This window comes from Olsenella uli (genome assembly GCF_901212675.1).
Lineage (GTDB): Bacteria > Actinomycetota > Coriobacteriia > Coriobacteriales > Atopobiaceae > Parolsenella > Parolsenella uli_B.
Genome location: NZ_CAAKOQ010000005.1, coordinates 1 through 22,574 on the forward strand (window position 1 = coordinate 1; position 22,574 = coordinate 22,574).

Annotated in this window: 14 protein-coding genes and 2 pseudogenes; 12 read left to right on the top strand and 4 right to left on the bottom strand. The window is 67.7% G+C overall.

Annotated elements, in window-relative coordinates; translation table 11 throughout:
• Positions 1 to 293: 293 nt before the first annotated feature.
• The 3 genes from EFAMC1_RS00350 to serC all read right to left on the bottom strand — a co-directional run bounded on the left by EFAMC1_RS00350 (position 294) and on the right by serC (position 3,315).
• Positions 294 to 908: a DUF1015 family protein gene (locus EFAMC1_RS00350; RefSeq protein WP_154052363.1), complete on the bottom strand. Its 615-nt coding sequence runs from the start codon at positions 906 to 908 to the stop codon at positions 294 to 296.
• A 6-nt stretch (positions 909 to 914) separates the two neighbouring features.
• Positions 915 to 2,078, bottom strand: coding sequence for a phosphoglycerate dehydrogenase (locus EFAMC1_RS00355; RefSeq protein WP_154052364.1), 1,164 nt, complete (start codon positions 2,076 to 2,078; stop codon positions 915 to 917).
• A gap of 136 nt (positions 2,079 to 2,214) precedes the next feature.
• Positions 2,215 to 3,315, bottom strand: a complete 1,101-nt coding sequence (gene serC, locus EFAMC1_RS00360; RefSeq protein ID WP_154052365.1) for a 3-phosphoserine/phosphohydroxythreonine transaminase — start codon at positions 3,313 to 3,315, stop codon at positions 2,215 to 2,217.
• A gap of 379 nt (positions 3,316 to 3,694) precedes the next feature.
• Between serC and EFAMC1_RS00365 the strand changes: the two genes are divergently transcribed.
• Together EFAMC1_RS00365 and EFAMC1_RS00370 are read left to right on the top strand one after the other, a co-directional pair.
• Positions 3,695 to 5,764 carry an iron chelate uptake ABC transporter family permease subunit gene (locus tag EFAMC1_RS00365; RefSeq protein WP_261981687.1) on the top strand — a complete coding sequence of 690 codons (2,070 nt, stop codon included), beginning with the start codon at positions 3,695 to 3,697 and terminating at the stop codon, positions 5,762 to 5,764.
• A gap of 208 nt (positions 5,765 to 5,972) precedes the next feature.
• Positions 5,973 to 7,073 carry an ABC transporter substrate-binding protein gene (locus EFAMC1_RS00370; protein ID WP_154052366.1) on the top strand — a complete coding sequence of 367 codons (1,101 nt, stop codon included), beginning with the start codon at positions 5,973 to 5,975 and terminating at the stop codon, positions 7,071 to 7,073.
• Positions 7,074 to 7,582: 509 nt separating this feature from the next.
• Here EFAMC1_RS00370 and EFAMC1_RS00375 read toward each other — a convergent pair.
• A complete protein-coding gene (locus tag EFAMC1_RS00375; RefSeq protein ID WP_154052367.1) occupies positions 7,583 to 8,245 on the bottom strand; it encodes a transcriptional regulator in 663 nt (220 codons plus the stop codon).
• 1,015 nt (positions 8,246 to 9,260) lie between these two features.
• Here EFAMC1_RS00375 and xdhA point away from each other — a divergent pair.
• The 10 genes and pseudogenes from xdhA to EFAMC1_RS00425 all read left to right on the top strand — a co-directional run bounded on the left by xdhA (position 9,261) and on the right by EFAMC1_RS00425 (position 22,442).
• The gene (gene xdhA, locus EFAMC1_RS00380) at positions 9,261 to 11,621 is read left to right on the top strand and encodes a xanthine dehydrogenase subunit XdhA (RefSeq protein ID WP_261981688.1); all 2,361 of its coding nucleotides are present in this window, start codon (positions 9,261 to 9,263) and stop codon (positions 11,619 to 11,621) included.
• Between the two features lies 1 nt (position 11,622).
• Positions 11,623 to 13,077: a xanthine dehydrogenase subunit XdhB gene (gene xdhB, locus EFAMC1_RS11045; protein WP_261981689.1), complete on the top strand. Its 1,455-nt coding sequence runs from the start codon at positions 11,623 to 11,625 to the stop codon at positions 13,075 to 13,077.
• Positions 13,078 to 13,134: 57 nt separating this feature from the next.
• Positions 13,135 to 13,323, top strand: a pseudogene (locus EFAMC1_RS11050) (NCS2 family permease); the annotation flags it as partial.
• A gap of 89 nt (positions 13,324 to 13,412) precedes the next feature.
• On the top strand, positions 13,413 to 13,562 hold the full coding sequence (locus tag EFAMC1_RS11055) for a hypothetical protein (protein WP_261981692.1): 150 nt from the start codon (positions 13,413 to 13,415) through the stop codon (positions 13,560 to 13,562).
• A 104-nt stretch (positions 13,563 to 13,666) separates the two neighbouring features.
• Positions 13,667 to 14,956 carry an amidohydrolase family protein gene (locus EFAMC1_RS00400; protein ID WP_154052368.1) on the top strand — a complete coding sequence of 430 codons (1,290 nt, stop codon included), beginning with the start codon at positions 13,667 to 13,669 and terminating at the stop codon, positions 14,954 to 14,956.
• A gap of 531 nt (positions 14,957 to 15,487) precedes the next feature.
• Positions 15,488 to 16,987, top strand: a pseudogene (locus tag EFAMC1_RS00405) (uracil-xanthine permease family protein).
• A 568-nt stretch (positions 16,988 to 17,555) separates the two neighbouring features.
• Positions 17,556 to 19,058 (top strand): ABC transporter ATP-binding protein, encoded by a 1,503-nt coding sequence (locus tag EFAMC1_RS00410; RefSeq protein WP_261981691.1) that lies wholly within the window; start codon positions 17,556 to 17,558, stop codon positions 19,056 to 19,058.
• A 10-nt stretch (positions 19,059 to 19,068) separates the two neighbouring features.
• Positions 19,069 to 20,169, top strand: coding sequence for an ABC transporter permease (locus EFAMC1_RS00415; protein WP_261981690.1), 1,101 nt, complete (start codon positions 19,069 to 19,071; stop codon positions 20,167 to 20,169).
• Positions 20,169 to 21,104, top strand: coding sequence for an ABC transporter permease (locus tag EFAMC1_RS00420; RefSeq protein WP_154052370.1), 936 nt, complete (start codon positions 20,169 to 20,171; stop codon positions 21,102 to 21,104). Before EFAMC1_RS00415 ends, EFAMC1_RS00420 begins: the two co-directional genes overlap by 1 nt.
• Positions 21,105 to 21,323: 219 nt before the next feature.
• Positions 21,324 to 22,442 (top strand): BMP family protein, encoded by a 1,119-nt coding sequence (locus EFAMC1_RS00425; protein WP_154052371.1) that lies wholly within the window; start codon positions 21,324 to 21,326, stop codon positions 22,440 to 22,442.
• Positions 22,443 to 22,574: the final 132 nt, after the last annotated feature.

Below are 22,574 nucleotides of genomic sequence, written 5' to 3' on the forward strand. Positions count from 1 at the left end.
ATACAAATCCGTCAAAGCCGCACGCCCATTCTCGAGACGAGCACGTGGGCACTCAAATCCGGTGAAACTGCACGTGTCGTCCGGCCTGAGAGCCAGAGGGGTTGCAGGCGGTTGGCGAGCTGGCCAGAAAAACTCTGCCGCCAAGGCTGCGTAAGATTTGACTCCATGTGGGCCGAGGGGCAGGGTTACGAGCCGTATCGAGACCTTGCGCAGGTCGGGAGCCTTGCGCTGGTTTGGACCGCGTCGCACGGAGGTCGCGCGATTACTCGACGCGTCGCACGGAGGTCGCGCGATTACCCAAGCTTGCGAATGAACAGACCTCGGGGGAGGGAGAGTGGGGTGCCTGCCAGCTGATCGGCGGGCACGAGCGCGGCGAGTGCGAGGGGCGCGTCTGCGCCCGGACGCACCACAAGTGCTCCTGCAAGCTCCTGACCTGCGACGACGATACCGTCCATTGTGGCGAAGGTGGCAGTGAGGGCCTCGACGGCCTCGGGGCGGCTCACGCGCCAGACGACAAGGCGCCGGCTTCCGTTCTCGAGCGCATAGAGCGGCGTCGCTGATTTTGCGGCCCCGAGGATGATGTCGAGCGCGATGTTTCCAGCATACGAGACCACTACGGGTTCGTCCTGGGCACCCAGTACCGACAGCCGCTCGGCGTGGGCGGCAACTCGCTCGGGGTCGGCGGCCGCGCCGCCAAGCCCGGCCAGCTCGCAGCCGCACACGAGCATCGTCTGCGAGCGCTCACTCTCCGCAAGCTCGCAGAGGTAGAGCGAGCGGGAGACGTCGAGCTCTAAGGGCCCGTCCTTGACGAGCGCGTCCAGCTGCCCGTCTGTGGCGGGCAGCTGGCCCAGGGCCTCGGCGGCATGGTCGCGCCGAGGCCGTATGCAGGAGATGGGGGCGATGCGCATGCAGGCCTACTTGATGACGCTCACGCGGTAGATGGCCGGAATCTGCTTGAGCGCGTCGATCGTGCCCTGCTCGAGGTGCTCGTCGGTGTCGAACATGGTGTAGGCGTTCTCGCCGGCACTCTCGTTGACCATGCGCTGCACGTTGGCGTTGTCCTTGGCGAGGATCGCCGTGATCTGGCCGATCATGTTGGGCACGTTGGCGTGCAGGCACGCGATGCGGCTCGCGGCGCGCGCCTTGCCCATCGAGCAGGACGGGTAGTTCACCGAGTTGGCGATGTTGCCGTTCTCCAGGTAGTCCTTGAGCTCGGAGATCGCCATGTCGGCGCAGTTGGCCTCGGCCTCGCCGGTGCCGGCGCCCGAGTGCGTGGTGATGAACGTGTTGGGCATCCTGACCGTGCCGGGCGTGGCGAAGTCGGTCGAGAACCACGAGAGCCGCCCGCCGCGCAGCGCTGCGTCGACGGCGTCCTCGTCCACGATCGTCTCGCGCGCGTAGTTGACGAGGACGGCGCCGGGCTTGAGCAGCCCCAGCATCTCCTCGTCAATCATGCCGATGGTGTCGGCCTTGCTGGGCACGTGCACGGTGAGGTAGTCGCAGCCGCGGCAGAGGTCCTCGAGCGTGCCCACGCGCTGCACGCTCTGCGAGAGCGCCCAGGCGTGCTCGACGGAGATGAACGGGTCGTAGCCGTAGACGTCCATGCCGAGGTCGACGGCTGCGTTGGCCACCTTGGAGCCCACGTTGCCGAGACCCACGACCCCGATTCGCTTGCCCTTGAGCTCGCGGCCCACGAAGGCCTTCTTTGCCTTCTCGGCGTCGACCTGGATGTTGGGGTCCTCAGCGTGGGCGCGCACCCACTGCATCGACTGGACCACGCCGCGGCTCGAGAGGATGAGCATCGCGAGCACGAGCTCCTTGACGGCGTTGGCGTTGGCGCCGGGGGAGTTGAAGACCACGACGCCCTTCTTGGCGTACTCGTCGATGGGGATGTTGTTGACGCCGGCGCCGCAGCGGGCGATGGCGCGGATGGAGGAGGGCAGCTCGTAGCCGTGGAGGTCGGTGGACCGCATGAGAATGGCATCGGCCCCGTCTGTCTCGCTGACGAAGTCGTAGCCCTCGCCGAACTCGACCTTACCGTCCTTGGTGATGTCATCGATGGTCTTGATGTGGCGCATGATGGTCCTTTCTCGCCGAAGCCCCGGGCCTCCGCTCGGGACTCGGACAGTCCTCAGCTCGCTTTGCTCGCCTGCGGAGCTCGTGGCGAGCCCGAGCACTGGCCCCCGAATGTCATTCAGATGCTTGGCTGCTTTCCTATCTGGCAGTGTGTGCGGCTTCGAACTTCTCCATGTAGTGGAGGAGGGCCTTGACGCCCTCGAGGGGGACGGCGTTGTAGACGCTGGCGCGCATGCCCCCGACGAGGCGGTGGCCCTTGACGCCCATGAGGCCGCGCTCGGCCGCGCCGGCGACGAACTCGGCGTCGAGGTCCTTGTCGCCCGTGCGGAAGGTGACGTTGGAGATCGAGCGGCTGGCCGGCTGGGCGTGCCCGTGGAACAGCTCGCTCTGGTCGAGGTAGTCGTAGAGCAGCCCCGACTTCTCGAGGTTGTGCTCGCGCATGGCGGCCAGGCCGCCGGTCTGCTCGATCCAGTGGAAGACCTTGCCGCAGAGGTAGATGCCGAAGGTGTTGGGCGTGTTGAGCATCGAGCCCTTCTCGGCCTCGAGACGATAGTCGAGGTAGGAGGGGCAGATGGGCAGTGCCGGGCCGTCGGCGATGAGGTCATCGCGCACGATGACGACGGTGACGCCAGCAGGCCCCGCGTTCTTCTGGGCGCCCGCGTAGATGAGGCCGTAGCGGCTGACGTCGAGCGGCTCGGAGAGGAAGCAGCTCGAAACGTCGGCCACGAGCGGGGTGTCGCCGCACTCGGGCAGCTCGTGGAACATCGTGCCGAAGATGGTGTTGTTCTGGCAGATGTAGACGTAGTCGAGGTCGCCCGCGGCGACGCGCCGGGCAACCGGGGCGAGGTCGGGGATACGGTCGAAGTCGGTGTCCTCGCTGGAGGCGAGCTTCTCGGCCTCGCCGTACTTCTGCGCCTCCTTGTAGGCCTTGCGCGCGAAGTTGCCCGTGACCAGGTAGCCAGCGTGGCCCGTGCGCATGAGGTTCATGGGGATGCCGGCGAACTCGAGCGTGGCGCCGCCTTGGAGGAAGAGCACTCGATAGGCGTCCGGGATGCCGAGGACGCGTCTGAGCGTTGCCTCGGTATCGTCAAATATCTGCTGGTAGGAGGCGGAGCGGTGACTCATCTCGAGGACGCTCATGCCAAGGCCGTGGTAGTCGAGCAGCTCGCTCGCGGCCTCCTTGAGAACGGACTCCGGCATGGCCGCGGGGCCTGCCGAGAAGTTGTACACACGACCCATGGAGCGTCTCCCTTGCTGCCGGCGGGGCCGGCGTGTCTTCGCAGTTGTGCAGACGTCACTAGGATAGCTGCCCGAGCCCGCGCGTGCGCGTCGGGCGGTGTTACGGCTCTGTAACGCGGCCACTGTCACATTTTCTTCCGGATGATTCGTCACATTGCGCACAATGATTCGACGGGCTGCGCGCGATGTGACGAATCATCCGGAAGGAGGGTGGGGGAGCGTTGATACGGGCGCGCGGACTTGCTATAACGTGTGCGGCTTGGTAGGCCGGGTGCGCCGTCTTGGGCGTTTTGGTCCCGAGCGTTGTGTATTTATGGATATAACGACGGCGAGGCGTGGGCTCATGGGGTTGGATGTTGAAAGCGTGACGGGTCGGGGGGTGGCTGCCTCCAGGTCCGATCGCCAGGCAGCTCCCGGCTCCGGACGTCCGGCGGCGCCTGAGCCTGGCCGTCCGTCGGCGCCCGCCGGCCGCCCCTACGAGACCCGCGCCCGCTCGCGGGCCCTCGTCCTCGTCGTGGCGCTCGTCGTGCTGGCTGTGGTGTTCGTGCTTGCGCTCGGGCTTGGACGCTCGTCCATCTCGCCCGACGTGGTGGCCGGCATCCTCGCGCACGACCTCTTCGGTGCACCTGCGGCCTTCGCCGACGCCCAGCACACGATCGTGATGTCCGTGCGCCTGCCGCGCGTGGTGGCCGCGATGCTCGCAGGCGCGGCGCTCTCCGTTGCCGGTGCCGCCTACCAGGGGCTCTTTCGGAACCCGATGGTCTCGCCCGACATCCTGGGCGCCAGCGCCGGCGCCAGCTTTGGGGCGGCGCTCGCGCTGCTTCTGGGCCTTGGCACGCAGCTCGTGCAGCTCTCGGCCTTTGCGATGGGCTTCGTGGCCGTGGCCGTCACGATGGCGCTTGCCCGCGGTCTCTCGCGCGGGCATGCCTCCATGCTCATGCTCGTGCTGTGTGGCCTCGTGGTGGGGACGCTCTTCCAGTCGTTCGTCTCAGTGGTCAAGTACACGGCCGACCCCGACTCCAAGCTGCCCGAGATCACGTACTGGCTCATGGGCAGCATCGCCAAGGTCACGTGGGGCGACCTTGCGGCCATGAGCGTACCGGTGCTGGTGGGCGCGGCGCCGATTCTGCTTGTGCGCTGGCGGCTCAACACGCTGGCGTTCGGCGAGGACGCGGCGGCCTCCCTCGGCGTGAACGTGCGGCTCCTTCGCGGCGTGCTCGTGTTCTGCGCGACGCTGCTCACGGCCTGCGTCGTGGCGATGGCGGGCGTCGTGGGCTGGGTGGGTCTCGTGGTACCGCACGTGGCGCGCTTCCTCGGCGGGGCCGACAACCGCGTCTCCGTGCCGCTGTCGCTCGTGGTGGGTGCGGCGTTTCTGTTGGTGGTGGACACCGCCTGCCGCTCGCTCATGGCAAGCGAGATTCCGCTGGGCATCCTCACCTCGATCATCGGCGCGCCGTTCTTCGTGGCCGTGCTGGCGCGCACGCGGGGGGGGGGGAGTCGCATGAGTGAGGTGACGCAAGGCGCGGCGGAGGCCAAGGTGCGGGGTGTCGTGCCGGCCGCGGCGCAGGGCGCTGTGGAGGCCGTGGTGCATGTTGCTGCAGAGGCCGTGCGGGCGCAGGAGGGTCACGCGCCGGCACCTGCGGGCGAGCCGAGCGGCTCCCAACCCGTTCCCGTCCTCTCACTCGACCACGTCGACTGCGGCTATGGCCGCCGCCGCGTGCTCGAGGACGTGACGCTGGCATTTCCCGCCGGCGAGGCGTGCTGCATCCTGGGGCCCAACGGCGTGGGCAAGACGACGCTCTTCCGTACGCTGCTCGGCCGGCTGCGCCCGCTTGCGGGCCAGGTGCTCGTGGCGGGACGGCCCGCGAGCTCGGTGTCCGCGCGCGATTTCGCTCGCGAGGTGGCCTACGTGCCCCAGGCGAGCGAGGCCGACACCGACCTCACCGTGCTCGACGTGGCGCTTGCGGGCTCGGCCGCGCGCGTGGGCGCGCTTGGGGCGCCCGGCCGCGCCGAGTACGAGCGCGCACAGGCGGCACTGGCCGAGCTTGGCATCGAGCGGCTGGCCGAGCGGCCCTTCTCGGAGGTGTCTGGCGGCGAGCGCCAGATGGCCCTCATCGCCCGCGCACTCGTGCAGGACGCGCGCCTCGTGCTCATGGACGAGCCCACGGCCTCGCTCGACTTTGGCAACCAGGCACGGGTGCTCGCGTGCATTCGAAGGCTCGTGGCGGAGGGGCGCGGCGTCGTGATGACGTCGCACAACCCCGACCACGCGTTTCTGTGCTGCTTGCGGGCGGTGCTGCTGCGTCCCGGGGGTCGACTGGAGGACGGGCCGGTCGACGAGGTGGTGCGGGCCGACGCGCTCGCCGAGGCCTACGGCGTGGGCGTGCGCATCGGGCGCGTGGACATGGGCGACGGCACCTTCGTGCGCGCCTGCGTGCCCAAGGTGTGAGCGGCCTTCGGGCAGCGGGTAGCCCGCGGTTCTCGGGCCTCGCGCGCAGCGGCACCGGGCACAAGTCCCCGCGCCGTGCCCGACGGCCCTCGCCCGCAGTCTCGTAAGACCTGTCCACGGCCTCGCGGCCCTCGCCATGCCCGAGCGGCGGCTTTGCATATCGGTAATCCGGGCGCCGGAGGGGCGCCCTCACGGAAAGGGGTTTCTCATGAGGAAGACCAAGCAGATGAGCACGCTGAGCAGGCGCGACTTCCTGAAGGGCGCTGGCCTGGCCGGTGGCCTCGCGGCGATGGGCCTTGCCGGCTGCGGCCAGCAGGGCACCCAGGCCAGCGCCACCACGGCCGCGGCGACCACGGCCGGCACGCACACGGTGACCGACATGGGCGGCACACAGGTCGAGGTCCCCACCGACATCACCGCCTACGCCGACGGCTGGTACGCGCACAACGAGGTCTCGATCATGTTCAACAAGGCCCAGGGTATGGTGGCCACCCACTGCGACCCCAAGAGCTACGCCTGGATGTACAAGGTTGCGCCCAACATGAACCAGGCCCAGACCATGTTCGGCAAGGACTTCAACTATGAGGACCTCGTGGCGCTGGGACCCCAGGTGGTCTTCGACTCCACCGACAGCCTGCGCGAGAAGCTCGCGAGCGTCAACATCCCGCTCGTGAACTGCATGTTCAAGACGTTTGACGAGATGAAGAAGTCCGTCGAGCTCACGGCCGAGGTCTTTGGCGGCGGCGCGCCCGACATCGCCAAGAAGTACAACGACGAGCTCGACAAGGTCCTCTCGGACGTGAAGGCCCAGACTGAGAACCTCTCTGACGACCAGCGCCCGAGCGTGCTGCACGGCAACTCGGTCTACACGCTCAACCTTGACGGTGCCGGCACGATCATCGACGACTGGATCGACGTGGCTGGCGGCAAGAACGCCAACACCGAGTCCACGACGGGCAACGCGCAGGCCACGTTCTCGATGGAGCAGGTCATCTCGTGGAACCCGGACGTCATCATCACGGGTAAGGCCGGCGAGGCCGAGAAGATCCTCGCCGACCCGGCGTGGGCCGACATCAACGCCGTGAAGAACCAGAAGGTCTACGTGAACCCGAAGGGCGTCTTCGGCTGGGATCGCTACGGCGTTGAGGAGCTGCTGCAGGTGCAGTGGGCTGCGGCGACGCTTCACCCCGAGCTCTTCGGCGACCTTGACATCAAGGGTAAGGTGAGCGACTTCTACGCCACCTACCTCGACTATCAGCTCACCGACGACGACGTCGAGCGCATTCTCTCCGCGCAGGACCCGGCGTAGGCAGACCGAGTCGAGCTTGGCGGCCCCGTCTCGGACCCTTTGCTTCGGTCCGGGGAGGGACCGCCATTTTGTTGGGGTTGACGGGCTGCCCTGGGCCTGCTTGCTCGGTTCGGGCGCCTTTTGGGCTGCGCGGGAGCATAACTATGGTTGCGCGGGAGCAAAACTATCGAGTTTGCTGCACTTCAATTTGATTCGCCCGAGTAGACGGCCTGTCTCCCCTTGGAAAAACCGAGGTAAATCGATTGGCCGTTCTTCGGCTACTCGGGCGGCGCGGGTTGAACTGCAGCAAACTCGATAGTTTCGTCTCTGCGCCCTCTGTGAGGGGCTGGTTTCGGCCCCGTTTGACCGTCTGTTCCCCGGCGCCGCGCTTGCTTACGGCCCCGTTTGGCCACCTGTTCCCTGGTTCTGCGCCTGCTGGCCGCCAGCTGCTGCCTCATCCGGCCACTTGCGGGGCGGGAGCCATTCTTGACGACGCGCCCGGGGCCTTTTGCCTCGCCCTGCTCTGCTGCCTACTCCTCCTCCGCACCCTTCGCCTCGTCGAGGTAGCTGTAGAGCGTGTACTTGGAGATACCGAAGTACTTGCACACCTTGGGACCGCTCTTGGTGATGAGGAAGGCGCCCGTGTCGCTCAGGTAGCGGATGGCGCGCACGCGGTCCTCCTTGCTCATGAGCGCCGCCGGCTTGCCCACGAGCGCCACGCTCTGCTCGATGAGGTCGTCGAGCAGGTCGGCGACGTTGCGCACGATAGGCTCGGGCGCGACGTCGCCGGGCTGGGTGCCCGAGGCGGTACCCGTGAGCTCGGCAATCGCCCCCTCGGCGGCCGTGAGCACGGTGATGTCGTAGTTGATGCCGAAGATGCCCACGCACTTGCTCGAGGCGTCGCGGATGAAGATGGTCGTGGACTTGAGGATGCGCCCGTCGGCCGTCTTGGTGAGGTAGGCGAGGCGGTCGGCCAGCTTGTGGAGGCGGCCGGCGTGGATGGCCTCGAGCACCACGTGGCTGGGGCCGCCGCCAACAGAACGTCCGGTCACGTGTCCGTTCTCGATGGCCACGATGGAGCGCTCGGGGTCGTTGCTCTCGAGGTCATGCACGACGGTCTCGCAGTTGGTGCCAAACTGCGTGGCGATGCCATGGGCGAGTCGCGTGTAGAAGTCGATCTGGGTTGCGTCCATAGTGACCGTCTTTCGGTTGGGGCCGGGCTGTTGCGGGCGAGGGCCGTCGCGAGGCCGGGGCCTCCCGTTGGGGATTGGGCGCGAGCCTGCGCGCTGGTGGGCGGATGCACTGGATCGCCGTGCGTGCCTGTGGCTATGCGCGTTCGCTCATGCCCAATTTGGATGCACCTAACTTTAAGTCAGCCTGACACTTTGTTGGGTGAACTTATGGAAAACACGGGGTGAACGGCGGCTTTGGCGGTTTGGTCGGCTCGGCGGATGGCGAGCGGGCTGCGGGTTGCGCGTGCTGCCGCCGAACGTGCGCATAACCGACTTGTCCAATCGAGCGTGCGCATAACCGAGTTTTTTGCCGAGTTGCGGCCCTTTTTTCTCGGTTTTGCGCACGTTCGCCGGAGGGAGGGGGCAATGGGCGCGACATGGAGCCGGCGGGCGCCCCGCGCCCGGGGCGCGCATCATCCCGGAACAACGAAACACGCCCTCTACGCTGCGGCGATATTGTCTGTAAACTATAACGGAAACACGCCCGTTGCCGTCCGTTCACGTGCGTGTGACTACCGTTTGCCGCAATCGGAGCAGACTGGGAATCGCAAGCCGGAATACTGGTCTGCAGAGAGTCAGTCACCGTTTGGGGACCCTGAAGGTACGGCCGCCGGGTCCCGTCCGCCTCGACCGCGGGCCCTCAAGGCTCTGCCGGAACGCGCCGCACATCGCCGCGCCGCCGCCCAGGCAGAAGACCGCCGGGTCCCGCACGCCCGCAACCAACCTTAGCGCGCTCGCTGCGTCAGCGGTGACTGCACGGCCCGTCGCCAGACGGGCGGCGCTCGCGTACGTCGCTTGCAGAGGATGGCCGCGCGTCCGCGCGCCCCGCAACGGGTCCCGGCGTCCGGGGAGACGTCGACATCATGCTCATGGGTGGGCTCGTCACAGCTGGCGAGGGGGCCTCGAGGGTCGGCGCGTCCGCGTCACCGAGGGGCGGAGGAGACCGCTTCCAAGGGAGCGGGAGAGGAGCGGCGCTATGGAAGAGATGTGGAGGACGGTGGCGCCCATGCGCGAGGTGGGCCGTCCGCTCGTCCGCGTCGATGCGCTCGACAAGGCGCGGGGAACCGCCAAGTACACCGACGACCTGTGCCCCAAGCCGTGTCTGGTCGCAAAGCTCGTGCACGCCCAGATCGCCAACGGCTGGGTGCGCGCCATCGACACGACCAGCGCGGAGGCGATTCCCGGCGTCGAGGCCGTGTTCACGTTCAAGGACGTGCCCGAGCACCGCTTCCCCACACCGGGCCACCCCTGGAGCGTGGAGCCGGCGCACCAAGACGTCGCCGACCGTCGCCTGCTCGACGGCCGCGTGCGCATCTACGGCGACGACATCGCCGTGGTGGTGGCGCGCGACAACGTGGCGGCCGACCGGGCCGTGCGCGACGTCCTCGCCCACGTGGAGTACGAGGAGCTGCCGGCCATGACCACCGTGCAGGAGGCGATGGCGCCCGACGCCATACCGCTGCACCCGGAGGTGCGCCCCACCAACGTGCTCGCGCACTCCGACATGGTGACGCCGCTCGACGGTACGGGCTACGACTCGGTGGAGGCCGCCATCGACGACCCGCGCTACCACCGCTACGAGATCCACACCGAGACGCAGCAGGTGAGCCAGTGCCACATCGAGACCAACGTGTGCTTCGCCTACATGGAGGGCAGGCGCATCACGGTGGTCTCGTCCACGCAGATCCCCCACATCGTGCGGCGCGTCTGCGGCCAGGCCCTCGGCATCGGCTGGGGCAACATCCGCGTCATCAAGCCCTGCATTGGCGGCGGCTTCGGCAACAAGCAGGAGGTCCTCTACGAGCCGCTCTGCGCCTGGCTCACCACGCGGCTGGGCGGCCGTGTGGTCGAGATAGAGCTGCCGCGCGAGGAGGTCTTCCAGAACACGCGCTCGCGCCATCCCATGAGCCTCACGGCCCAGATCGACTACGACGACGACATGCGCATCATCGCGCGCCACTGCGACTGCATCTCCAACCAGGGCGGCTACGCGAGCCACGGCCACGCCCTCGCGGCCAACGCCATCAACGCGTTTCGCTGGGCGTACAAGGACAAGGTGGGCTGCCACACCGAGGCCACCACGGTCTACACCAACATCCCCTCGCCCGGCGCCATGCGCGCCTACGGCATGCCGCAGGGCCAGTTCACCATCGAGTGCGCCATGGACGACATCGCTCGGCGCGAGGGCTGGGACCCGGTGGACTTCCGCCTCAGGAACCTCATGCCCGCCGGCTACTCGGACCCGTTCAACGGCATCACCAACCACGCTGACGGCTATCCCGACGTCATCAAGGCGGGCCGCGAGGCAAGCGGCTGGGACGAGTACCGCGCCCGCTACGCGCACGAGACGGGCCCCATCCGCCACGGCATCGGCATGAGCTGCTTCGTCTACAAGACGGGCGTCTACCCCATCTCGCTCGAGACGTCCACGGCGCGCATCGTGCTCAACCAGGACGGCACCTGCCAGCTGCAGGTGGGCGCCACCGAGATCGGCCAGGGCGCCGACACCGTGTTCTCGCAGATGGCGGCCGAGACCATCGGCGTGCCCACGAGCTGGGTGCACATCGTGGGCGAGCAGGACACCGACGTGACGCCCTTCGACACGGGCGCCTACGCCTCGCGCCAGAGCTACGTGACGGGCCATGCCGTGAGAAAGACGGCCGAGACCTTCCGCAGGAACCTCCTCGACTACGCACGCGAGCTCGTGGAGGCGCGCTCCGTCGACACCGACCCCGCCATGCTCGACATCCGCGAGGGACAGGTGGTCGACGCCGACGGCAACCTCGTGCTGGAGCTCGGGGACCTCGCGCAGGAGGCGTTCTACAGCTTCCGTCACTCCGTGCACATCCACGCCGAGGAGACGGCCCAGGTGCGCGACAACACCTTCGCCTTCGGCGCGTGCTATGCGAAGGTCGAGGTGGACATGCCGCTCGGCAAGGTCAAGGTGACCGAGATCCTGAACGTGCACGACTCCGGGCGCATCCTCAACCCCGCCACGGCGGCCGGCCAGGTGGAGGGCGGCATGGCCCAGGGCATCGGTGCCGCACTCTACGAGGAGCAGCTCGTCGACCCCAAGACGGGGCGCCTGCGCAACGCCAACCTCCTCGACTACAAGATCCCCACGGCCATGGACGTGCCCGAGCTTCGCTGCATCTTCGTGGAGACCGACGACCCGAGCGGCCCCTACGGTAACAAGGCGCTCGGCGAGCCGCCGCTCATGCCGCCTACGCCGGCCATCCGCAACGCCATCCTCGACGCCACGGGCGTGGCCTTCTACCAGATTCCGATGACGCAGCAGCGCCTCGTGGAGGGCTTTGCGCGGGAGGGGCTGATCTAGCATGTACGACTTCGAGTCAATCCACCTCTCCACCTCGGTGGACGACGCGGTGGCGGCGCTTGCGGCCGACCCGGGGGCCATCGTCATCTCGGCGGGCACCGACGTGCTCGTGCAGATCCGCGAGGGCAATCACGCCGGGTGCCGGCTCGTCTCGGTGCACGAGCTGCCCGAGCTCAAGGGCATCCGCATGGACGAGGGCGGCACCATCGACATCGGGGCGGCCTCGACCTTCCGCGAGGTGCACGAGAGCGAGGTCGTGGCGCGCTGGCTGCCGGCGCTCTGCCAGGCGGCCGACACGCCGGGCGGCCCGCAGCTGAGGGCCGTGGGCACGGTGGGCGGCAACGTCTGCAACGGAATCACGAGTGCCGACACCGCCTCGAGCTTCGTGGCCTACGACGCCGTGATGTGCGTGCGCGGGCCCGAGGGCGACCGCGAGATCCCCGTCTCGGAGTGGTACACGGGACCGGGGCGCACGAGCCGCGCGCACGACGAGGTGCTCGTGCGGATCCGCATCCCCAGGGCCGGCTACGAGGGGTTTGCCGGCACGTACTACAAGTACGGCAAGCGCGAGGCGCTCGAGATCGCCACGATGGGCGTGTGCTGCCTCGTCAGGATGGCGCCGGACGGCGAGCACATCGACGACGTGCGGCTGGCCTTTGGCGTGGCGGGCCCGTACCCCAAGCGCGCGCTCGAGACCGAGGCGGCGCTTCGCGGCCTCACGGTCGACGAGGCCGTGGCGCGCGTGGGCGAGCTGGCCTGCGCCGAGATGAACCCGCGCACGAGCTGGCGCGCGAGCAAGGAGTTCCGCCTGCAGCTCATCGCCGAGCTGAGCCGCCGGCTCGTGCGGCAGACGGCGGAGAGGGCCGTGGGCGTGGGTGGCGCCTCGGGCGACGGGGCTGCCGCCACGGGCAGCCCGTCCGAGAGGGGGGGGCGCGTCGGCATGATGCGATTCGTGAGGTTCACCGTGAACGGGCGAGAGACCGAGGTGGGCGTCGACGAGCGCGAGATGCTGCTCGACACCCTGCGCGACCGCCTGGGGCTCACGAGCGTCAAGCGCGGCTGCGAGGTGGGGGAGTGCGGCGCCTGCACGGTGCTGCTCGACGACATCGCCATCGACTCGTGCCTCTACCTCACCATTTGGGCCGAGGGCGCGACCATCGTGACGTGCGAGGGCCTGCAGTCCTCCTCGGGTGCGCTTACCCCCGTCCAACAGGCGTTCGTTGACGAGGCGGCAATCCAGTGCGGCTTCTGCACGCCGGGCATCATCATGAGTGCCACCGAGATCGTGGGCTCGGGCAAGCGCTACACGCGCGAGGAGATCCGCAAGCTCATCTCGGGGCACCTGTGCCGCTGCACCGGCTACCAGAAGATCGTCGACGCCGTCGAGCGCGCCGTCGACGAGCACGCGGCCTTGGCCGAGCAGGCCCTGGCCCAGGAGGCCCCGGCCGAGAGGTAGCGGGGTGGGGCCGGCCGTGTTGCCCGCGGCGCGCTCATGAGCGAGTCGCTCGCCACGATGCTCGCGGGCGTGCTCGGCAACTCCGCCACCTGCTGCTCGGTGGAGTGCGCGGCCGGCATCGCCGAGGGCGGGCACACGGGCCTCATGGGCGTCACCACGGCCGTGCTGTTCCTGCCGTCGATGTTCCTCTCGCCGATTTTCCTTGCCATCCCGTCTTTCGCGACGGCGCCGGCCCTCGTGATCGTGGGCTTCCTCATGGCGAGCTCGGTGCTCAACGTCGACTCCGGCGACTTCACCGAGGGCGTGCCGGCGTTTTGTGCTTCATCGGAATGCCGTTGTGCTACAGCATCGTCGAGGGCATCTCGCTCGGCATCATTTCCTACGTTTGCATTAACCTGCTGGCCGGCGGTGACAAGCGCAAGAAGATCAGCGCGATGATGTACGTGCTGGCGGCCGTGTTCGTGCTCAAGTACCTGCTTATCTAGCGGCCACGGCGCGGTGTGCGCCGACGGCCTGCGGGTGCCGCGCCGCCTCGCTGTGCGACCCTGGCACGCCACACCTCTCACGACACTCGGATTGGAGTCCGACCATGGAGAAGAGCTCGTTCGTCCTCAAGGGAAACGTCTGCTACAACACCTCGCCCACTGAGGTCCGCACGGTCGCGGGCGGCTACGCGGTCTGCGTCGACGGCACGAGCGCCGGCGTGTTCGAGGAGCTGCCCGAGCGCTTCTCGGGCCTGCCCGTCGTCGACTGCGTCGACCAGCTCGTCATCCCCGGCATGAGCGACATCCACGTGCACGCGCCGCAGTACGCCTTCCGCGGCCTCGGCATGGACTTGGAGCTGCTCGAGTGGCTGAACACGCACACCTTCCCGGAGGAGTCGCACTACGCCGACCTCGACTACGCGGGGCGCGCCTACGACATCTTTGCCGACGACCTGCGTAGGAGCCCCACGACGCGCGCCGTCGTCTTTGGCACCCTGCACGTCGGCGCCACCGAGCTGCTCATGGACAAGCTCGAGGACACGGGGCTCGTCACGTACGTGGGCAAGGTCAACATGGACCGCAACAGCCCCGACACGCTCGTGGAGACCACGGTGGGCTCGGCCGAGGCGACGCGCCGCTGGCTGGCCGGTGTGGACGGGCGCTATGAACGCACGATGCCCATCCTCACGCCGCGCTTCACCCCCAGCTGCACCGACGAGCTCATGGCCGAGCTGGGCAAGATCCGCGAGGAGTTTGGCCTGCCCGTGCAGAGTCACCTCTCCGAGAACCTCTCCGAGTGCGACTGGGTGGCGGGGCTCTGCCCGTGGAGCAGCTGCTACGGCGACGCCTACGACCACTTTGGCCTTCTGGGCGAGCCGGGCGGCTCCAAGGCCGTGATGGCTCACTGCGTCTACTCGGGCGAGGAGGAGGTGGGGCTGCTCGCGCGCACGGGCACCTACGTGGCGCACTGCCCGCAGAGCAACGCGCAGCTCGCGAGCGGCATCGCACCGATTCGCCGTTACCTTGACCTGGGCATGAACGTGGGCCTGGGCACCGACGTCGCAGGCGGGGCGGACCTCTCGATGTTTCGCTGCATGGCCGACGCCGTGGCCGTCTCCAAGCTGCGCTGGCGCCTCGTGGACCAGGGGCTCGCGCCGCTCACCACGCAGGAGGCACTGTGGCTCGCAACCGCGGGCGGCGGCTCGTTCTTCGGGAAGGTGGGCTCGCTTGCCGAGGGCTACGTGTTCGACGCGCTCGTGCTGGACGACTTAGGCATCCGCACCCCGCGTGACCTCGGCGTCTGGGAGCGCGTGGAGCGCTACGTGTACCTGGCGGAGGAGGGCGGCAGGCTTGCGCGCAAGTACGTGTCTGGCCACGAGGTGAGCCTGGCGTAGGGCGTGGGCTCGTCTTTCTTGGTGTCGCGGCGCCCCGGGTGGTCGTAGGTGGCTGCCCGGGGCGCCGTCTTGTCTCGCGTGTCCAGCAACTATGCGCGCGCATGCAGGCACCACGGTTTTACGTGTTTGCGGGAAGCAAACGCGTAGATCCGTGGTGCCTGTCGCGACGGGCCCCGCAGCCAACACGGTTTTACGTGTTTGCGAGAAGCAAACGCGTGGATTCGTGGTGCCTGTGTATGAGTCCGGGTTGCTCTGCCTTTTTTCATGTCACGCGTCATTTTGCGCGCCCCAGTGTGCCGGTGCACGACCGTTCACCGATTCGCTGTGACCGCTCCTCAAGGGCTCCCAGGCTCCCAAACCCGCAGTTCTAGCAATTTGTTAGTGCAAAAGAATAGTTTTCTGTACCGTTGATTAGTTTTCTGTACCGTTTCCATTCGGCGGACGGTGGCCCTCGGCCTCTCGCACGTGGGCAAGAATGTGAGTCCGAGACCACCCGTTCACGGGGAAGCGCGGGGGAGAGGAGCGTTTGCCATGTCAGACACGAACGAGGCAGCCGAGGAGAGGCCGGCGCTGTTCAGGCGCGACGGCGTGCCCTCTGCTCACGACCTCATCCCCGTCACCCTGCAGCACGTGCTGTCGTCGTTCGCGGGCGTCATCGCGCCGGCCATCATCATCTCGGGCCTCTGCAACTTCACCAAGGAGCAGGAGACGGCCATCATCCAGGTGGCGCTCATCCTGTCGGCCATCGACACGCTGCTGCAGCAGTTTCCGCTGTTCGGGCGCATCGGCAGCGGCTTGCCCATCCTCACGGGCGTCTCGTTCGCGTTCCTCCCGGCGTTCCAGGCCGTGGGCATCGAGTTCGGCTTTCCCACGCTTCTGGGCGCGGAGCTCGTGGGCGGTGCGGTGGCAATCCTCTTCGGCGCCTTCTAACCCAAGGTCAAGTGGCTCTTCCCGTCGCTCGTCACGGGCACGGTGATCTTCACCATCGGCGTCTCGCTCTACCCGACGGCCATCAAGTACATCGCCGGCGGCCAGGGCACGCCCGGGTTTGGCGGCGTGGCCAACTGGGTGGTGGGCCTCATCACGTTTGCCGTGGTGTTCGCGTTCTCCAACTTTGGCAAGGGCATCGTGAGGCTGGGCGGCATCTTCTTCGGCATGCTCGTGGGCGTGCTCGCGGCCATCCCGTTTGGGATGGTCGACCCCTCCGGCGTGGCGGGTGCCGGCTGGGTCGCCCTGCCGCGGCTGCTCCCGTTCCAGGTCGTCTTCAACCCGGCGGCGTGCCTCACGCTCGCGGTTGTCTACGTCATGGTGAACGTGCAGCTCATCGGCGACCTCTCGGCGGCCACGATGGGCAGCATGGACCGCATGCCCACCGAGCGCGAGATCGGAGGCGCGCTCAAGGCGCAGGGCCTCGTGAGCATGGTGTCGTCCGTGCTGGGCGGGCTTCCCACCTCGGCCTTTGGCCAGAACGTGGGCATCATCGTGTCCACGCGCGTCATCAACCGCTGGGTGTTCGCCGGGGCCGCCGTGGTGTTTGCGGCCGCGGGCCTCGTGCCCAAGCTCTCCGCAGTGCTCACGATGATTCCGCAGCCGGTCATCGGAGGGGCCACCATCAGCGTGTTTGGCACCATCACGCTGAACGGCATCCGCATCCTCGTGCGCGACGGCCTCACGCCGCGGGCCTGCACGGTCTTTGGCGTGTCGGTGGCCTTTGGCCTCGGCATCGCGCAGGTGTCAGGCTCGCTCACGGGCCCCGGCATGCCCGACTGGATCAACACCATCTTTGGCACGAGCGCCATCACGCCGTGCGCGATCATGGCTATCATCCTGAACAACGTGCTCCCGCCGGAGGGGGCGGAGGCCGACACGCCGATTCGTCGCGAGCTCGACGCCAAGGCCGGGGACGCTCGCGCCCTCGTGGCGGACGCCGAGGCGAGCGCCGCCGAGCTTGAGGTGGCGGCCGCCGACCTCGACAGCGTCGAGGCGCAGGTTACGGGCGACGGAGGCGCGGCCGGTGAGGACATCCGCTGACCTTCGCTGGCGCCTCCAGTAGACGTTCTCTGCAGCTCCCGACCAACTCGGACGTAAATTGACCCTGATTTCGTCCGAGTCGGTCGGGAGCTTGCGTTTATGTGTTCGACTTGGTCGGCAATGGCGCGTCGCAGCGACTCTTCGACGGCCCACCGTGCTCCCGCCAGGCGTCCCCGCCGCGCCGGTCGCGCTGCGAACTCACATCAAGACGCTTGGATATCAGATGACCGAACAGGCCGTCTACCTGCAGCGATACACACCCAAAACTACAATGATATAGCCTTCTCGACATACCGCTCGCAATGCAAAACGAACCAATGGCCCGGCTGGTGCCCCCGAGATGCAAACAACGTTTAAGGGAATCGAAATAATTGTCATGTGACAATTATGGAGAGCTCGACGGGGTCGGTTTTGCGGGAACTCGCGGGGGCGTGCATACTCCTGCCCCGCGTGTCGCTGCTCGGAGGAAGGCCCGGGCACCCAGGCCGCACGGCCGGCACGCGCGACAGCCCGGGTTCGATGGGGAGGCGGGCCAAGCCCGCGAGGAGAGGAGGCCCACGTGGCCGAGATGCTCAGGATGGAGGGCGTCAGCAAGCGCTTCGGCTCGTTCTACGCGAACCGTGACGTCTCGCTGACCATCGAGGAGGGCGAGGTCCACACCCTGCTCGGCGAGAACGGCGCCGGCAAGTCGACCCTCATGAACGTGCTCGTGGGCCTCTACCAGCCAGACGCGGGCAAGATCTTCATGAATGGCAAGGAGGTCAGGATCTCCTCGCCGGCCGAGGCGGTGGCCCTGGGCATCGGCATGGTGCACCAGCACTTCATGCTCATCGAGGACATGACCGGCCTCGAGAACATCGTCCTGGGCGACAAGCGCCACAAGTCGCTCATGCTGCAGCTCGCCGACGACCGCAAGGCCATCGAGGAGCTCATGGACCGCTTCGGCCTCGAGATCGACCTCGACGCCAAGGTGGCCGACATGTCCATCGGCATGCAGCAGCGCGTCGAGATCATGAAGGTGCTGTTCCGCGGCGCCAACCTGCTCATCCTCGACGAGCCCACCGCCGTGCTCACCGACCTCGAGGTCCAGGGCCTCTTCGACATCATGCACTCGCTCACCGACGAGGGTAAGTCGATCATCTTCATCTCTCACAAGATGCGCGAGGTCATGCAAATCTCCGACCGCGTCACGGTGCTGCGCCGCGGCGAGGCCGTCGAGACGGTCGACGTGGCCAACACCACCGAGCAGGAGCTCGCCGACCTCATGATCGGCCAGAAGTTCACCGAGAGCACCTACGAGAAGGTCTCCGGCGCCAATGCGCCCGAGCTCACGCTCTCGCACGTGTCCTACCACCCGGGCGTCAAGCACGGCGGCCTCAACGATGTGTCGCTCACCATCCACCGCGGCGAGATCCTGGGTGTGGCGGGCATCGACGGCAACGGCCAGTCGCCTCTGGCCGCGCTCGTGACCGGCCTCGTGTCGCCGGAGTCGGGCGAGGTCTCGGGTCCGGACGGCTCCAAGATCGCCGTCTTCTCGCCGGAGTCGTTCATCCGCTCGGGCCTGGGCAACATCCCGGAGGACCGCAACAAGATGGGCCTCGTGGGCGACATGACCGTGGCCGAGAACCTCGTGCTCAAGCAGACCGACTCCGATCGCTTCTCCGCGGGTCACGGCGCCTGGCTCAAGATGGGCGCCATCGCCGAGTTCGCCGAGCGCAAGCGCCAGGAGAACGACATCCGCTGCACGTCGGTGAGCCAGACGGCGCGCTCGCTCTCGGGCGGCAACCAGCAGAAGGTCATCCTCGCGCGCGAGCTCGAGGGCAAGCCGTCCCTGCTCGTGGCGGTGTACCCCACGCGCGGCCTCGACATCGGGGCCACGGAGTTCATCCACAACCAGATCGTGGCCCAGCGCGACGCCGGGTGCGCGGTGCTGCTCATCTCGGCCGACTTCGACGAGGTGCTCAAGCTCTCCGACCGCATCGCGGTGCTGTTCGAGGGCCAGGTCATGGGAACGTATCCGGGCGCGAATCCCCCCATCAAGGAGATCTCGCTTGCCATGGCGGGGAAATAGGAGGTAACCCGTGGCTGCAACCAAGCAATCCCTCGGCGCGGAGGAGCGGCGCGAGCGCGCCCTCATGTTCCTCACGCCCATCGTGTCCGTGCTGCTCGCCCTCGTGGTGGGCGCCATCATCATCGCGTGCCTCGGCAAGAACCCGCTGCAGGGCTATGCGGCGCTGCTCCAGGGCTCGCTCGGCGACATGGGCAAGCTCGGCAAGACCCTCGAGCGCGCCTGCCCGCTCATCTTCACGAGCCTCGCGGCGGTCTTCGCCTACAAGTGCGGCGTGTTCAACCTCGGTGGCGAGGGCCAGTTCATCATGGGCGCCTGCGCCACTGCGACCGTGGTCTTCGGCCTCGGGCTCAACGGCCCCGTGGCGCTCGCCCTCGGCCTCGTGGCCGGCGTCGTGGTGGGCGGCGTGTGGGGCCTGCTGCCGGGCATCATGAAGGTCACGCGCGGCCTCAACGAGATGATCACCACGATCATGCTCAACTACGTGGCCCTCTACCTCATGGAGTTCGTGTTCAAGAACCTCTACTCCGACAAGGGCCTGCCCAAGACCATCGCCATCCCCACGGGCGCGCGCCTGCCCGACGTCGCCGGCATCCACCTGGGCGTCGTCATCGCCATCGTGCTGGGCGTCGCCATCTGGTACGTGCTGTTCCGCACCTCGTTCGGCTTCAAGATCCGCGCCACCGGCATGAACCAGGTGGCCGCCCGCGTGAACGGCTTCCCGGTGCGCAGCCTCGTGCTCCTGTCGTTCGTGATCTCGGGCGCCGTGGCGGGCCTCGGCGGCTCGGTGGAGCTCCTGGGCCGCGCGCCCTTCCGCTTGGCCGACGGCTTTGGCTCGGGCTTTGGCTTCGACGGCGTGGCCATCGCGCTCATCGCGCAGCTGAACCCGCTGGCCTCGATTGTGGTGGCCATCCTGTTCGGTATCCTCTCGACCGGCGGCACGATGATGCAGAGCGTCATCGGCGTGCCCACGGCCATCATCGACATCATCCGCGGCATGATCATCATCTTCGCCGTGGCCGGCATGGCCTGGACGCAGCTTCCCAAGATCAAGGCCTACATCGCGTCCCTTGGCAGCAAGGGCGAGGGCAAGAAAGCCGAGGTGAGCGCCTAATGGACGTCTTCATCACCGCACTGCCCACCATCCTCAAGGCCATGGCGATGGGCGCCGTGCCCATCCTGCTCGCCTCGCTCGGCGAGCTCTTCTCCGAGCGCGCCGGCCTCGTGAACATCGGCCTCGAGGGCATCATGGCCGTGGGCGCCTTCGTGGGCTTCGCCGTGGCCAAGATGAGTGGCAACCTCTGGGTGGGCCTTCTCGGCGCCATCGTGGCCGGCATCGCCGTCAACATGGTCTACGCCGTCTGCACCGTGACGCTCAGGGCCGACCAGATAGTGACCGGCATGGCCGTGAACATCTTGGCGCCCGCCATCGCGCTCTTTGGCTACAACCTGTTCGTGGGCAACAACCCCGCCAACGCCACCGGCTCGCAGATGGCGAGCGTGGCCATCCCGGGGCTGGCCGACATCCCCGTCGTGGGAGGGGCGCTCTTCAACCAGACGCCCGTGGCCTACGCCGCGTTCATCCTGGTGCCGCTCGTGTGGTGGTTCTTCCGGAGCTTCCGCGCCGGCCTCTCGTTTCGCTCGGTGGGCGAGAACCCGCACGCGGCCGAGACCCTCGGTATCGACGTCGTGCGCGTGAAGTTCGTGGCCTGCGTGGTCTGCGGCGCGCTCGCGGCGGCCGGCGGCGCCTTCCTCACCATCTGCTACACGCCCATCTACACCGACGGCATCGTGGCCGGCCGCGGCTTCATCGCACTCGCCACGCTCATCTTCGGGCGCTGGAACGCCTTTGGCGTGCTGGGCGCGAGCCTGCTCTTTGGCTTCTTCGACGGCACCAGCGTGGCGCTGCAGGCGCAGTTCCAGGCCGCTCCCGTCATGTTCTTCAAGATGATCCCCTACATCTTCACCATCGTCGCGCTCATCTTCTTCGGGTCGAGGAACGCCGGCCCCAAGGCGAGCGGCAAGCCGTACCTGCGCGAGCAGCGCTAGGGCGTGCTGGGCTCCGGCTCCGTGCCGGACACCCTGGGCCTCGGCACCTTGCCGAGGCCGCGCGACCGGGTCCCGGTTACCTCGCCGGGCATCCCGGGGCCGCCGCGCGCGTCGCGCAGCCATGGCCGCCCTCGACCCCTCGGGCCGGTCGCACCTTATGTCATCCCGGGAAGCGCATCCCGCGCGCTCCGGACCGGATCTAACGAGAAAGGATCCATCATGGGCAAGAAGCAGAGCATCCTCACTACTCCCGTCTCGAGGCGCAGGGCCATCACCCTGGGCCTCGGCAGCATCGCCACGCTGGCGCTCGCTGGCTGTGGCGGTGGCGGCGGCTCCACCGACACCGCCTCCACCGGCTCGGCCTCGACCGGCGGCTCCGGCAGCTACAAGGTGGCCATGATCATGAGCGGCACCGTCACCGACGGCGGCTGGGACCAAGGCCACTACGAGTCGCTCAAGCGCGCGGTCGAGAGCCACCCCAACTGGGAGATGCTCGAGCCCAAGGAGAACACGGCCGACGCCGACGCCGCGAGCGCCGCGCAGTCCTACGTCGACATGGGCGTGAACCTCATCGTGGGCAACGGCAACCAGTTCGCCTCCACATGGGCCGAGGTCGTGGCCGACGCCGCCGACTCCAACCCCGACGTCAACTTCCTCATCACCAACACCGATCCCGAGCAGGAGCTCACCGATTACACCTCGCTCGACCACGTGATGACGGTGCTGCCCGACTTCAAGCAGACCGGCGCGCTCGCGGGCGTGGTGGCCGGCCTCATGACCAAGACCAAGTCCATCGGCTTCATCGGCGGCATGAAGCTGCCCTCCACCACCAAGAAGTACGCCGCCTTCCTGGCCGCGGCCCAGAAGGTCACGCCGGGCGTCACGGGCCAGTACAACTTCGAGGCCGGCTTCACCGACGCCTCGCTCGGTACCAAGCTCACCGAGCAGTGGGTCAACTCCAACAACGTCGACGTCATGTGGGGCGACGCGAGCGCGGTCGACAACGGCGCGCGCCAGGCCCTCGAGGCGGCCGGTGCCGACACGCACTTCGACATCGCGCAGCCCATCGACATCGTGGGCGACGACCAGCCCACCGTCATCACCTCGACCGTGACCGACTGGATGATCGGCCAGGCCATGGACGACATCGAGGGCGGCTCGTTCGGCGGCGGCAAGGCCATCACGGGCAACATGGACAACAAGGGCATCTCGCTCGGCAAGTTCTCCGACAAGGTGCCGGCCGACGTCCAGTCCAAGATTGCCGAGTACGCCGACCAGATCAAGTCCGGGACGTTCCTCTCCGACGACGAGGTCTCGGCCATCGAGAGCACGCTGTAGTCTCTGCGGCGCGGGGTGGTGCAAGCCGCCTCGCGCCCGGGTGCGTGCGGACGTGTCGCCCGCCTCTTTGAGCGGCGGGGCGGCCACACGTGCCCCACAATCGATTTCCACCATGCATCCCGGCGAGTCCGG

Excerpts from the sequence above, each read along its gene's own strand:
- EFAMC1_RS00350 (WP_154052363.1), bottom strand. The coding sequence starts at position 908 with ATGCGCATCGCCCCCATCTCCTGCATACGGCCTCGGCGCGACCATGCC.
- EFAMC1_RS00355 (WP_154052364.1), bottom strand. The coding sequence starts at position 2,078 with ATGCGCCACATCAAGACCATCGATGACATCACCAAGGACGGTAAGGTC.
- serC (WP_154052365.1), bottom strand. The coding sequence starts at position 3,315 with ATGGGTCGTGTGTACAACTTCTCGGCAGGCCCCGCGGCCATGCCGGAG.
- EFAMC1_RS00370 (WP_154052366.1), top strand. The coding sequence starts at position 5,973 with ATGAGGAAGACCAAGCAGATGAGCACGCTGAGCAGGCGCGACTTCCTG.
- EFAMC1_RS00375 (WP_154052367.1), bottom strand. The coding sequence starts at position 8,245 with ATGGACGCAACCCAGATCGACTTCTACACGCGACTCGCCCATGGCATC.
- xdhA (WP_261981688.1), top strand. The coding sequence starts at position 9,261 with ATGGAAGAGATGTGGAGGACGGTGGCGCCCATGCGCGAGGTGGGCCGT.
- xdhB (WP_261981689.1), top strand. The coding sequence starts at position 11,623 with ATGTACGACTTCGAGTCAATCCACCTCTCCACCTCGGTGGACGACGCG.
- EFAMC1_RS00400 (WP_154052368.1), top strand. The coding sequence starts at position 13,667 with ATGGAGAAGAGCTCGTTCGTCCTCAAGGGAAACGTCTGCTACAACACC.
- EFAMC1_RS00410 (WP_261981691.1), top strand. The coding sequence starts at position 17,556 with ATGCTCAGGATGGAGGGCGTCAGCAAGCGCTTCGGCTCGTTCTACGCG.
- EFAMC1_RS00420 (WP_154052370.1), top strand. The coding sequence starts at position 20,169 with ATGGACGTCTTCATCACCGCACTGCCCACCATCCTCAAGGCCATGGCG.
- EFAMC1_RS00425 (WP_154052371.1), top strand. The coding sequence starts at position 21,324 with ATGGGCAAGAAGCAGAGCATCCTCACTACTCCCGTCTCGAGGCGCAGG.